The organism is Streptomyces sp. NPDC059443 (genome assembly GCF_042750105.1).
Classification (GTDB): domain Bacteria; phylum Actinomycetota; class Actinomycetes; order Streptomycetales; family Streptomycetaceae; genus Streptomyces.
The window spans coordinates 85,668-97,845 of sequence record NZ_JBHYVM010000027.1; the positions used below are offsets into that span (position 1 = coordinate 85,668).

Consider the following 12,178-nt stretch of genomic DNA (forward strand, 5'->3'; position numbering starts at 1 on the left):
CGCGTAAGGAACCCATGATTTCCGTGGTGGAGGACACAGTCGGGCATACACGACAAAGGCCTTCGGACCCTGTGGGTCCGAAGGCCTTGTGTGCCGGAATGCCGCTCTGAGCAGGGCTTGTGGCGCCCCGGGGCGGTGCGTTCGGCTCGTCCCGGAGGGGCGTTCGCCCCGGCCCCGGGCGGGTCTTACGTCCTGTCCCGTCCCCGGGGCCGCGCTCCCCGCGTCACGCCTTGATGTTCTCCGCCTCCATCGCCGCGATCTCCTCGTCCGACTCCCGGCCGGGAGTCTTGATGTCCCACTTGGTGATCGCGAACCGGAAGATGGCGTAGTAGAGCGCCGCGAAGCACAGCCCGATCGGAATGATCAGCCAGGGCTTCGTCGCCAGGCTCCAGTTGATGACGTAGTCGATCAGGCCGGCCGAGAAACTGAAGCCGTCCTTGACCCCGAAGGCCCACGTCACCGCCATCGACACGCCCGTCAGCACCGCGTGGACCGCGTAGAGCGCCGGGGCCAGGAAGAGGAACGAGTACTCCAGCGGCTCGGTGATGCCGGTGACGAACGAGGTCAGGCCGACCGACAGCATCAGACCGCCGACCGTCTTGCGCCGCGCCGGCTTCGCGCAGTGCGTGATCGCCAACGCCGCCGCCGGCAGGGCGAACATCATGATCGGGAAGAAGCCGGTCGTGAACTGCCCGGCGTTCGGGTCGCCCGCCAGGAACATGTTGATGTCACCGTGGACCGTCGCCCCGTCCGGCTTGGTGTAGCTGCCGAACTGGAACCACACCGGCACGTTCAGGAACTGGTGCAGGCCGATCACCAGCAGCGCGCGGTTCGCGACGCCGAAGATTCCCGCCCCCAGGGACCCCAGACCCACCAGCCAGTCCGAGAAGCTCTCCAGCGCGCTGCCGATCGGCGGCCAGATCCACAGGCACAGCGCCGCGAAGGCGATCGCGACGAACGACATGATGATCGGGACGAGTCGGCGCCCGTTGAAGAAGCCCAACCAGTCGACCAGCTTTACCCGGTGGTAGCGCTGCCAGAACCAGGCGGCCAGCATGCCCATGATGATGCCGCCGAAGACCCCCGGATTCTGGTACGTGTACCCGACGAAGGTGTCGCCCGCCGCCAGGCAGGCGCCCTTGACGTCCTTGGTTCCCTCGGGGCAGTGCTTGGGGAAGGCGTGCAGCACGCCCCGGTAGACGAGGAAGCCGGCGACGGCGGCGAGCGCCGTGGACCCGTCCGCCTTCTTGGCCATGCCGATCGCGACGCCGATGCAGAACAGCAGCGGCAGGCCGAGGTCCGCGTCGAGCAGCGCCCCGCCCGCGCCCGCCATGACCTTGGCGACGCTGGTCCAGTTCAGGCCGTCGGCGCCGAACACGTCCGGCTGTCCCAGCCGGTTGAGGATGCCCGCCGCGGGCAGGACTGCGATCGGCAGCTGGAGGCTCCGGCCCATCTTCTGGAGCCCTTGGAACATCCCGTTCCACCACTTTGGCTGTGGCACTGCTGCGGCGCTGCTCGCGCTCATCCGCGTCCTCCCTGACCGGCCCGTTTTTGGCAGTCGCCCCACTTGCGGCACACTGGTGTAGACCACTTGTGGTGCGATCGCATTTCACCCGCCCGTAGGGCAGGTTGATGCTGATCGTCATCATTGGGCAGATGGCGGGCACGCGCTCGCATAGATGGGCCAATCGTGGGCTACCGTGACAAAGCGGACCACGCTGGCTGGTCAGCCGCACCATTCGCCGGCCAACAGGCAACGGTGGCCGCCGAGACTCGTTCTTCGTAAAACTCAGGGAGAAACACATGGCCACCAAGGCTGAGAAGATCGTCGCCGGGCTCGGCGGCATCGAGAACATCGAAGAGGTCGAAGGCTGCATCACCCGCCTGCGCACCGAGGTCATCGACCCGAGCAAGGTCGACGAGGCCGCGCTGAAGGCCGCCGGCGCCCACGGCGTCGTCAAGATGGGCACCGCGATCCAGGTCGTCATCGGCACCGACGCCGACCCGATCGCCGCCGACATCGAAGACATGATGTGAGCTGAGCCCACCGGCTCGCACACGCGCACTTCCGCCCGAAGGGGCGGACGAAGAGACCCCGACGGGACCCCGACCGGACGCACCCGGACGGGGTCTTTTCGCACCCCCGCACCGACTAGGCTCGGTGCCATGTCTCGTATCGACGGCCGTACGCCCGAACAGCTCCGCCCGGTCACCATCGAACGCGGATGGAGCAAGCACGCCGAAGGCTCCGTCCTCGTCTCCTTCGGCGACACCAAGGTCTTCTGCACCGCCTCCTTCAGCGAAGGCGTCCCGCGCTGGCGCAAGGGCAGCGGCGAAGGCTGGGTCACATCCGAGTACTCGATGCTGCCCCGCGCCACCAACACGCGCGGCGACCGCGAATCCGTCCGCGGCAAGATCGGCGGCCGGACCCACGAGATCTCCCGCCTGATCGGCCGTTCGCTGCGCGCCGTCATCGACTACAAGGCACTGGGCGAGAACACCATCGTCCTGGACTGCGACGTCCTCCAGGCCGACGGAGGCACCCGGACCGCCGCCATCACCGGGGCCTACGTGGCCCTGGCCGACGCGATCTCCTGGGGCCAGGGCAAGAAGCTCATCAAGGCCGGCCGCAAGCCCCTGACCGGCACCGTCGCCGCCGTCAGCGTGGGCATCGTCGACGGCGTCCCGCTCCTCGACCTCTGCTACGAGGAGGACGTGCGCGCCGAGACCGACATGAACGTGGTCTGCACCGGCGACGGCCGCTTCGTCGAGGTCCAGGGCACGGCCGAGGGCGAGCCCTTCGACCGCAAGGAGCTCAACGCCCTCCTCGACCTGGCCGCCGGCGGCTGCGCCGACCTGGAGGCCCTCCAGCTGAGCGCCCTGGAGCTCTCGCTCTGAGCTAGGTCGGCGGCAACCGCGCGGAGCCCGCGCGCGTCTCCTGCTGTACGGGCGCACGGTGTCAAAGCCGTGCGCCCGTCCACGCATCCGAATCTTCTGGGGGTCGAAGTGAAGCCGAAGCACCGCCTGGCAGCCATTGCCCTGACCGCGGCCCTCGCCGTACCCGCGATCACCTCCTGCGACGCGATCTCGACGGCGATGGACTGCGCGAGCACGGCGGTCGCCATCACGGACGGGGCGAACGACCTCCAGCAGGCCGTCTCGCAGGCCGGCAACAGCCCGCAGGACGCACAGAACGCGCTCAACCAGATCGAGGCGAACCTCAAGAAGGTCGGCGACCAGACGGACAACGCCGATCTGAGCAAGGCCATCAGCTCGATGAACACGGCCGTGCAGAACGTCCGTACCTCACTCAAGAACGGCAACTCCACCCCGGACATCACGCCGGTCGCGGACGCCGCGAAGGAGATCTCGAAGGTCTGCACGCCGGGCTAGCACGGGAACGTCGGGATAGCGCGGGGCCGGCGGGACGGCCGGTGGGGACCCGGCCCACCCCGGGATAATGGCGCCATGACCTCGACGCCCACCCCCACCCACACGCCCGCCCCCGCTCCCACCCGGCTCGTCCTCGCCACGCGCAACGCGGGCAAGGTCACGGAGCTCCACGCCATCCTCTCCGCCGCCGGCCTGCCGCACGAGCTGGTCGGCGCGGACGCGTACCCGGAGATCCCGGACGTCAAGGAAACCGGCGTCACCTTCGCCGAGAACGCCCTCCTCAAGGCCCACGCCCTGGCCAAGGCCACCGGCCTCCCGGCGGTCGCCGACGACTCCGGCCTCTGCGTGGACGTCCTGAACGGAGCCCCCGGCATCTTCTCGGCCCGCTGGGCCGGCGCCCACGGCGACGACCGGGCCAACCTGGACCTCCTGCTGGCCCAGCTCTCGGACATCGACGACGCCCACCGCGGAGCCCACTTCTTCTGCGCGGCCGCCCTCGCCCTCCCGGACGGCACGGAACGCGTGGTCGAAGGCCGCCTCCTCGGCACCCTCCGCCACACCCCGTCGGGCACGGGCGGCTTCGGCTACGACCCGATCCTCGAACCCCTCGGCGAGTCGCGCACCTGCGCGGAACTCACCCCGTCGGAAAAGAACGCCATCTCCCACCGGGGCCAGGCCTTCCGCGCCCTGGTCCCGGTGATCCGGGAGCTGCTGGGCTGAGGTCCATCTGTACGCCGAAGGCCCCGTACGCGGCAACTGCGTACGGGGCCTTCGGCGTGAACGTGCGGTTGGGGGGACTCGAACCCCCACGGGTATTAACCCACTTGGACCTAAACCAAGCGTGACTGCCAATTCCACCACAACCGCGACATTAAGACCAATTCGGACATTACTCCTGACTGGGCTGTGCCTAGTCTACGGGGCGTAGGTCGGGGAGGCGAAGGACTTGGGGCGGCCCTTGCGGCGCCACGTGTCGGTCAGGCTGTGGCAATTGGGGCAGAGGTAGCGGAGGTTTTCGCGCCGATTGTCGAGCCGGTCCCCACTGGCGTGGTCGATGTGGAGGGTGATCGGCTGGCCCAGCCGCTTTGAGGTGGAGACGTTGCGTCAGGTCGGCCCAGCCCTTTGAGCTGGAGACGGCAGCGGTCGGGGCGTCACGGTCGTACGGGTCGGTCATGGCCCCTCCGTTTCGGTCGCATGTGCGGCCCTCGTGCGGAGTGACGGGTCGATGGTCGGGACGGTTACGGGGATTTCGTCGGATAAAGCGAGCGGCCCGCGCCGGATGGGTGCGGGCCGCTGGGAAGGGGAGGGCGGCGTCAGATGCCCAGGTCCTTGATGATCTTGGCTACGTGGCCCGTGGCCTTGACGTTGTAGAAGGCGTGCTCGATCTTGCCCTCCTCGTCGACGACGACCGTGGAGCGGATGACGCCGGTGACCGTCTTGCCGTACAGCTTCTTCTCGCCGAACGCCCCGTAGGCCGCCAGGACCTCCTTCGAGGGGTCGCCGACCAGGGTGACCTTCAGGTGCTCCTGCTCGCGGAACTTCGCCAGCTTCTCCGGCTTGTCCGGGGAGACGCCGATGACGTCGTAGCCGGCCGTGGCCAGCACCGCCAGGTTGTCGGTGAAGTCGCAGGCCTGCTTCGTGCAGCCCGGCGTCAGCGCGGCCGGGTAGAAGTACACGATGACCTTGCGGCCCTTGTGGTCGGCGAGCGAGACCTCGTTGCCGTCCGCGTCGGGCAGGGTGAAGGCGGGGGCGATGTCGCCCGGCTCAAGTCGCTCGCTCATCTAACAGTCTCCTCGGGAGGGGATCGGTACGGTCCGAGACTAAGCTGCTGACAGACTGTTCATGGTGGGCTACACCCCTCCATACGACCGACCCGGTCACGACCACGACGACGGAGGCAGCGCGGTGCCGGAAGCCAGGACCCCCGCACAGATCGAGGCGGACATCGTCCGCCGCCGCGAGCAGCTCGCCGAGACGCTCGACGAGATCGGCGTTCGCATGCATCCCAAGACGATCATCGGGGACGCGAAGGCCAGGGCCGTCGGCGTGGTGGACCACACCGCCGGGCGCGCCGTGGCGACGGTGAACCGTCTCGTCACCGACGCCCGCGACGGGCTGCGGCACGAGGACGGCGCCCCGCGCGTCGAGCGGATCGTCCCGGTCGCGCTGGTCGCGATCGGTGTCGTGGGGCTGCTCGTGCTGACGGCGCGCCGCAAGCGCTGATGGCGGGGTTCGGGACAGGGCTCGTGACCCGGCCGAGCGCGGTGCGGGTGTGGGCGGGTAGGTTCGGGGCGTGAGCGAGAACACCACCACCCACGACAAGCTGCCCATCCGCATGCTCCACGACCGCGTGCTCGTGAAGTCCGACTCGCCCGAGGGCGAGCGGCGCTCCGGCGGCGGCATCCTGATTCCCGCGACGGCCGCGGTGGGCAAGCGGCTGGCCTGGGCGGTCGTGGTCGCTACGGGTCAGAACGTACGGACCGTCGAGCCGGGGGACCGGGTGCTCTACGACCCCGAGGACCGGGCCGAGGTGGAGGTGCGCGGGGCCACGTACGTGCTGATGCGCGAGCGGGACCTGCACGCCGTGGCCGCCGAGCGGCTGGAGGGGTCTGAGGACTCCACGGGGCTGTACCTCTAGCCCCGCACGACATACATGCGAGCGAGATGGCCGGTGACCACCGTCACCGGCCATTTTCGTGCGGTTTTGCTACGGTGGTGGGGAACCCCCGACGAGACGCGCCGTACCGGGTAGCCGCCAGCGATGGCGGATGACAAGACGACGCACCCCCGTTCCGCTCTCGTCCCGGAGGTGCCTGTCATGGCCTGGGTTCTGCTTCTCGTCGCTGGTTTCATCGAAGTCGGCTGGTCGATCGGCATGAAGTTCACCGAAGGATTCACCCGTCTCTGGCCGAGCGTCTTCACGGGCGCCGGCATCGTGGCGAGCATGGTGCTGCTGTCGATCGCCGCCAAGACCTTGCCCATCGGTACGGCGTACGGCGTGTGGGTCGGCATCGGCGCGGCCGGGGCCGCGGTGCTCGGCATGGTGGTGCTGGGGGAGCCCGTCACCGCCTCCCGGATCTTCTTCATCGCTCTGCTGCTGGTCGCCGTGGTGGGGCTCAAGGTGACCTCCGGTCACTGAGCGAGGCGCTCCCCGAGGTCCGGGGTGGCATCCATCTGATGGGTGCCACCCCGGTGGGCGTTATTCCAGCAGGTCCGCCGGCGGGCGGCGCAGGCCCCCGGTGGTGGCGCCCTGGTTGCCGGCCGTGGCGCCGCCGTCCGTCTGGCCACCGGTGGTCTGCCCGCCGGTGGTCTGGCCCCCGGTGGTTTGGCCGCCGTCCGTCTGGCCGCCTGTCGTCTGTCCGCCGGTGGTCTGGCCCCCGTTCGTCTGACCGCCTGTCGTCTGACCGCCGTTGGTCTGACCGCCGTTCGTCTGGCCCCCGTTCGTCTGACCGCCCGTCGGCGGCGTCCGCGTCGGGCGGACCGGCGGGCCCGAGGGGCGTTCGCCCGGGGTTTCCTGCTGCGACTCGTTGGGATTCGGGTTCACGGGTGAGGGCGGCGGGGGCTGGCTCGCGCCCTGCATGAGCTCCAGGTCGAAGTCGACGGGGTCGCTGTCCGCCAGGGCCGTCTTCGTGTACTGCGCCCAGATCCGGGCCGGGTAGCCGCCGCCTCCGATGCGGGCCTCGCCCAGGGCCCCGTAGAGGGATTCCAGGGAGCCGGTGTCCGGGTCCTGGCCCATCATCGAGACGACGGTGACCAGGTCCGGGGTGTACGCGGCGAACCAGGCCGAGCGGTCCAGTTCGCCGGTCCCGGTCTTGCCCGCGGCGGGGTGGCCGGCGGCGAGGGCGGCCGTGCCGGTGCCGTTGTCCACGACGCTGACCAGCATGGACGTGGTCGTGTCGGCGGCTTCGCGGCTGACGGCCTGGGTCTGGTTGCGGTGCGGGAGCGGGACGGTGTCCCCCGCCTTGGTGATCTTCTCCACGAAGGTGTGCGGGGTGTGGCGGCCGTGGTCGGCGAGGGTCGCGTAGGCCTGGGTCATGTCCAGGACGCTGGCCTGCATGGTGCCGAGCGCCATGGCCGGACCCGCGTCGAAGTTCGGGGTGTTCTCGGGGATGCCGAGGGCGATGGCGGTCTGCTTGACCTTGTCGGTGCCCACGTCGACGACCATCTGGGCGAAGACGGCGTTGACGGAGAGGTCGGTGGCGGTGTTCACGGTGATGTTGCCGTAGCTGACCTGCCCCTCGTTCTCCGGGGCGTAGGGGATCCGGGTGCCGACGACGCGCCGCTTGTTGTCGCCGTTGTAGATCGTGTACGGGGTGATCGTGCGGCCGTCCTGGGTGCGGGAGTTGTTCTGCACGGCGGAGGCGAAGACGAACGGCTTGAAGGTGGACGCCACTTGGTAGTCGTGCCGGGTGGCGTTGTTGACGAACTGCTTGGTGTAGTCGATGCCCCCGTACATGGCGACGACCTTGCCGGTGGCGGGGTCGATGGAGACGGCGCCGGTGCGTACGAGGCGGTCGGCCTTGCGCTGGTCGGGTTCGAGCTTGCTGACCATCTTGTCGTTGACGGCGTCGACGACGGCGGTTTGGCGGCGCTTGTCGATGGTCGTGGTGATGCGGTAGCCGCCCTCGGCGAGGGTCTTGTCGTCGAGGATCTTGTTCTCGACGATGTAGTCCTTGATGGCCTCGACGAGGTAGCCGCGCTGTCCGGAGAGGCCCGCGGCCGGGCGGACCTTGCCGGGCTCGGGGAACTTGGCGGTCGCGCGTTCGGCGTCCGTCAGCCAGCCCTTCTTGACCATGCCGTCGAGCACGTAGTTCCAGCGGGCGAGGGCGCGCGGGCGGCCCTGGGGGTGGGAGACGACGTCGAAGGCGCTGGGGGAGTTGAGGAGGGTGGCGAGGTAGGCGCCCTCGGCGGTGGTGAGTTTGTTGACGTCCTTGCCGTAGTAGGCCTGGGCGGCTGCCTGGATGCCGTAGGCGTTGCGGCCGAAGTAACTGGTGTTCAGATAGCCCTCAAGGATGTAGTCCTTCGACTTCTCGCGACCGAGTTTGATCGCGATGAAGAACTCCTTCACCTTGCGCTTGATCGTCTGTTCCTGGCCCAGGTAGTAGTTCTTGACGTACTGCTGGGTGATGGTGGAGCCGGACTGGGTGCCCTTGCCGGTCGCCGTGTTCCAGGCGGCGCGGAGCATCGCGGCCGGGTCCACCGCCCGTTCGGAGTAGAAGTCGCGGTCCTCCGCGGCCAGTGCGGCTTCCTGGACGGTCCGGGGGATCTGTGAGAGCGGCACGTTGACGCGGTTGACCTCGCCGTCGCGGGCGAGCTGGGAACCGTCGGTGTAGAGGTAGACGTTGGACTGGGCGACGGCCGCCGCGTTGGCGGGCGGGATGTGGACCAGCAGGTACCCGGCCACGAGGGCGCCGCCGAGCAGCAGGGCGAGCAGCAGGAGGCCGCCCAGCACCATGCGCCAGGTGGGGAAGATCCGGCGCCAGCCGGTGCGCTTGCGCTTGGCCCGCTTGGTCCCCTTGCCCTGTTTCGCCGCCGCGGCCTCCGTCTTGGCCTCTGCTTTGTCCTCTGCTTTGGCCTCCGCCTCGGCCCGCTCCTTCGCCGCCTTCTCGGCTTCCTCGGCCGTCATTTCAGGCCCGGGCGGCGAGGCCGCGTCCGCACCGGTGGCCTGGGGTTCCTCGGGGGTGTCCGGATCGCGAGGGGTCCAGCCGGGCGGTGGTGACGGGTCGCTCATCTCCGGGACTCCTCGACGCCATACGAAATATCCACATCTGTACCTCATGCTGTCTACCCGATGGCCGCCGATTCCGCTTCGGACGGGCGTAAACCGTTCGCATGGATCGCCCCTCCGCACTAAGCTCGCGCGCTTTGGCCGACGTAGGAACGACGCAGCGACGACGTGGGAAACGGAGGGACGGGGTGCGGCAGAGAACGGCTCGGCGAGCGGCTCAGCGAGCGGGGCTCTACGGGGCGGTCGCGGCCGGGGGTTTCCGCCGGTACGCCACCTACGGGACGGCCACCGCGGCCGGGGTGTTCACCAACACCGTGTTCGGTTTCATCCTCGCCTACACGTACGTGGCGCTCTGGGACGAACGGCCCGGACTCGGCGGCTACGACCAGTCCCAGGCCCTGACTTTCATCTGGGTCACCCAGGGGCTGCTCGCCGCCGCCGCGCTGATGGGAGGCGGCTTCCAGGAGGAGATCCAGGAACGCGTCCGTACGGGTGACATCGCCGTCGACCTGTACCGCCCGGCCGACCTCCAGATGTGGTGGTTCGCGGGCGACCTGGGCCGGGCGGGGTTTCAACTCGTGGGCCGCGGCGTAGTGCCGCTGGTGGCCGGCTCGCTCGCCTTCGACCTCGCGCTGCCCGCCGACCCGGTGCGCTGGCTGCTGTTCCTGGTCTCGGTGTTCCTCGGACTGGTGGTGAGCTTCGCGTTGCGCTACCTGCTGGGGCTGGCGGCGTTCTGGCTGATGGACGGGGCCGGGATCAACATGATGGCCACGGTCGTCGCGATCTTCTTCTCCGGGATGCTGCTGCCGCTGAGCGTGTTCCCGGGCGGCTTCGGGGAGTTCGTCCGCGTCCTGCCCTGGTCGGCGATGCTCCAGGTGCCCCTGGACGTCCTGCTGGGCAAGGGCGCGGGGGCCGGGGCGGCGGCCGGAGCGCTCGGCTTCCAGGTGGCGTGGGCGCTGGCCCTGCTGGGACTGGGCCGGCTGCTGCAGTCGGCCGCGACGCGGAAGGTGGTGGTCCAGGGTGGCTGAGCGGACGGCGGCCGAGACGGCGCTGGTGGCGGACGGGGAGGGCGGGGCGTACGCGGCGTACGTGGCTGACGGGCGAGGGGCGCGGAACCGGGAAGGGCCGCTCTTCGTACCGAAACGGAACCGGGCCCTGGAAGGGCTGCGCGGCTACGGGCTGATCGCGGCGATGTGGATCCGGTCGACGATGACGTACCGCACGTCGTTCTTCCTCTCCACCTTCGGGAACGCGGCGATCACCCTCCTCGACTTCGTCGCGATCTACATCATGTTCTCGCACGTGGACGAGCTGGGCGGCTTCACCCTCCCCGAGATCGCCCTGCTCTACGGGTCCTGCTCGGCCTCCCTGGGCCTGGCCGACCTGCTCCTCGGCAACACCGACCGGATCGGCGCCCGGATCCGCGACGGCTCCCTCGACACCATGCTCGTACGCCCGGTCCCGGTGCTGGCCCAGGTCGCGGCCGACCGCTTCGCGCTGCGCAGGCTGGGGCGGATCGGGCAGGGGCTCGCGGTACTGGGGTGGGCGGTCTCGGACCTGGGTCCGCAGGTGGAGTGGACGGTCGGGAAGGTGCTGCTGGTGCCCGTGATGATCACGGCCGGGGCGGCGATCTTCGGGGCGGTGATGGTGGCCGGCGCGGCGTTCCAGTTCGTCGCCGGGGACGCGGCGGAGGTGCAGAACTCCTTCACGTACGGCGGCTGCACGATGCTCCAGTACCCGCCGACGGTCTTCGCGAAGGACCTGCTGCGCGGGGTGACCTTCATCGTGCCGCTGGCCTTCGTCAACTGGTTGCCGGCGCTGCACGTCCTGGGCCGGCCCGATCCGCTGGGGCTGCCCGGGTGGGCGGCGTACGCGAGCCCGCTGGTGGCGTTCGCGGTGTTCGTGCCCGCGTCGCTGGCCTGGCGCGCGGGGGTTCGTTCGTACCGGAGCACGGGGAGCTGAGTGGCTGTGGACATGGATGCGATGACCGAGGGCGCGTTGACCGGGGACGCGTTGACCGGGGACGCGTTGATCGAGCTGGACGGGGTCGAGAAGGTCTTCGACGTACGACGCCGGACGGGCCTGATGCGCCGGGAGAAACGGCAGGTCAGAGCCGTGGACGGGATCAGCTTCCGGATCGCGCGCGGAGAGGTGGTCGGCTACATCGGGCCCAACGGGGCCGGCAAGTCGACCACGATCAAGATGCTGACCGGCATCCTCACCCCGAGCGGCGGCCGGCTGCGGGTCGCCGGCATCGACCCGGCGCGGGAGCGGATGCGCCTCGCGCACCGCATCGGGGTGGTGTTCGGGCAACGCACGACGCTGTGGTGGGACCTGCCGCTGAAGGACTCGTACGGGCTGATGCGGCGGATGTACCGGATCCCGGCGGCGCGGTTCGCGGAGAACCTGGAACGCTGCGTGGACCGGCTTGACCTGGCCGAGCTGCTCGACGTACCGGTACGGCAGCTCTCGCTGGGGCAGCGGATGCGCGGGGACATCGCGGCGGCGCTGCTGCACGACCCGGACGTGCTGTACCTGGACGAGCCGACGATCGGGCTCGACGTGGTGAGCAAGGCGAAGGTACGGGGCTTCCTGCGGCAGCTGAACGAGGAGCTCGGGACCACGGTGCTGCTGACCACGCACGACCTCCAGGACATCGAGCAGCTGTGCGAGCGGGTGATGGTGATCGACCACGGGCGGCTGATGTACGACGGGTCGCTGGGCGGGCTGCACACGGCGGGCGGGGCGGGGGAGAGCGAGCGGACGCTGGTGGTGGACCTGGAGCGGGAGCTTCCGCCGATCGAGGTGGCGGGGGCGCGGGTGGTGAAGGTGGAGGGGCCGCGGCAGTGGCTGGCGTTCCCGGCCCAGGCGTCGGCGGCCCCGCTGGTGGCGGCGGTGGCGGCGGAGTACCCGCTGCTGGACCTGTCGGTGCGGGAGCCGGACATCGAGGACGTGATCGCGCGGATGTACGCGGGGCGGGGATAAATCAGGGACAACCCTGAGTTGGAGGAGGGGCCAAGTCATACAACTCTCATGGATGACTGCATAGGCTGCTCC

At 69.6% G+C, this 12,178-nt stretch carries 14 protein-coding genes and 1 tRNA gene; 10 read left to right on the top strand and 5 right to left on the bottom strand.

The features are described from left to right. Positions 1-223: 223 nt before the first annotated feature. Positions 224-1,525: a PTS transporter subunit EIIC gene (locus ACFXDJ_RS24675; protein WP_384655941.1), complete on the bottom strand. Its 1,302-nt coding sequence runs from the start codon at positions 1,523-1,525 to the stop codon at positions 224-226. 212 nt (positions 1,526-1,737) lie between these two features. Here ACFXDJ_RS24675 and ACFXDJ_RS24680 point away from each other — a divergent pair, with 212 nt between their 5' ends. From ACFXDJ_RS24680 to rdgB, 4 genes are all read left to right on the top strand, one after another. Continuing rightward, a complete protein-coding gene (locus ACFXDJ_RS24680; RefSeq protein ID WP_384850301.1) occupies positions 1,738-2,037 on the top strand; it encodes a glucose PTS transporter subunit EIIB in 300 nt (99 codons plus the stop codon). A gap of 129 nt (positions 2,038-2,166) precedes the next feature. Continuing rightward, positions 2,167-2,898 (top strand): ribonuclease PH, encoded by a 732-nt coding sequence (rph, locus tag ACFXDJ_RS24685; RefSeq protein ID WP_384655938.1) that lies wholly within the window; start codon positions 2,167-2,169, stop codon positions 2,896-2,898. Positions 2,899-3,006: 108 nt separating this feature from the next. Beyond that, complete coding sequence (locus tag ACFXDJ_RS24690; RefSeq protein WP_384655935.1) at positions 3,007-3,393, top strand: hypothetical protein; 387 nt, start codon at positions 3,007-3,009, stop codon at positions 3,391-3,393. Between the two features lie 75 nt (positions 3,394-3,468). Then, on the top strand, positions 3,469-4,113 hold the full coding sequence (rdgB, locus tag ACFXDJ_RS24695; RefSeq protein WP_384655932.1) for an RdgB/HAM1 family non-canonical purine NTP pyrophosphatase: 645 nt from the start codon (positions 3,469-3,471) through the stop codon (positions 4,111-4,113). 63 nt (positions 4,114-4,176) lie between these two features. On the opposite strand, the gene ACFXDJ_RS24700 is transcribed toward rdgB, so the two are convergent. The 3 genes from ACFXDJ_RS24700 to bcp all read right to left on the bottom strand — a co-directional run bounded on the left by ACFXDJ_RS24700 (position 4,177) and on the right by bcp (position 5,174). After that, positions 4,177-4,260, bottom strand: a tRNA-Leu gene (locus ACFXDJ_RS24700). Positions 4,261-4,308: 48 nt separating this feature from the next. After that, entirely contained in the window at positions 4,309-4,473 is a 165-nt protein-coding gene (locus ACFXDJ_RS24705) for an HNH endonuclease (protein ID WP_384850304.1), read from the bottom strand. A 233-nt stretch (positions 4,474-4,706) separates the two neighbouring features. Next, on the bottom strand, positions 4,707-5,174 hold the full coding sequence (gene bcp, locus ACFXDJ_RS24710) for a thioredoxin-dependent thiol peroxidase (protein WP_384655929.1): 468 nt from the start codon (positions 5,172-5,174) through the stop codon (positions 4,707-4,709). Positions 5,175-5,298: 124 nt separating this feature from the next. Between bcp and ACFXDJ_RS24715 the strand changes: the two genes are divergently transcribed. From ACFXDJ_RS24715 to ACFXDJ_RS24725, 3 genes are all read left to right on the top strand, one after another. Beyond that, positions 5,299-5,616, top strand: a complete 318-nt coding sequence (locus ACFXDJ_RS24715; protein WP_384655980.1) for a DUF3618 domain-containing protein — start codon at positions 5,299-5,301, stop codon at positions 5,614-5,616. A 70-nt stretch (positions 5,617-5,686) separates the two neighbouring features. Next, a complete protein-coding gene (locus ACFXDJ_RS24720; RefSeq protein ID WP_384655926.1) occupies positions 5,687-6,031 on the top strand; it encodes a GroES family chaperonin in 345 nt (114 codons plus the stop codon). A 180-nt stretch (positions 6,032-6,211) separates the two neighbouring features. After that, positions 6,212-6,532, top strand: a complete 321-nt coding sequence (locus tag ACFXDJ_RS24725; protein ID WP_384655923.1) for a DMT family transporter — start codon at positions 6,212-6,214, stop codon at positions 6,530-6,532. A gap of 60 nt (positions 6,533-6,592) precedes the next feature. Here the strand turns inward: ACFXDJ_RS24725 and ACFXDJ_RS24730 are convergent, their stop codons facing one another. Next, positions 6,593-9,124, bottom strand: a complete 2,532-nt coding sequence (locus ACFXDJ_RS24730; RefSeq protein ID WP_384653514.1) for a transglycosylase domain-containing protein — start codon at positions 9,122-9,124, stop codon at positions 6,593-6,595. A gap of 185 nt (positions 9,125-9,309) precedes the next feature. Here ACFXDJ_RS24730 and ACFXDJ_RS24735 point away from each other — a divergent pair, with 185 nt between their 5' ends. The 3 genes from ACFXDJ_RS24735 (at position 9,310) to ACFXDJ_RS24745 (ending at position 12,106) form a co-directional block, all read left to right on the top strand. Beyond that, positions 9,310-10,149: an ABC transporter permease gene (locus ACFXDJ_RS24735; protein WP_384653516.1), complete on the top strand. Its 840-nt coding sequence runs from the start codon at positions 9,310-9,312 to the stop codon at positions 10,147-10,149. Positions 10,150-10,312: 163 nt separating this feature from the next. Continuing rightward, positions 10,313-11,083, top strand: coding sequence for an ABC transporter permease (locus ACFXDJ_RS24740; RefSeq protein ID WP_384653564.1), 771 nt, complete (start codon positions 10,313-10,315; stop codon positions 11,081-11,083). Positions 11,084-11,095: 12 nt separating this feature from the next. Beyond that, positions 11,096-12,106 (top strand): ATP-binding cassette domain-containing protein, encoded by a 1,011-nt coding sequence (locus ACFXDJ_RS24745; protein ID WP_384653518.1) that lies wholly within the window; start codon positions 11,096-11,098, stop codon positions 12,104-12,106. Positions 12,107-12,178: the final 72 nt, after the last annotated feature.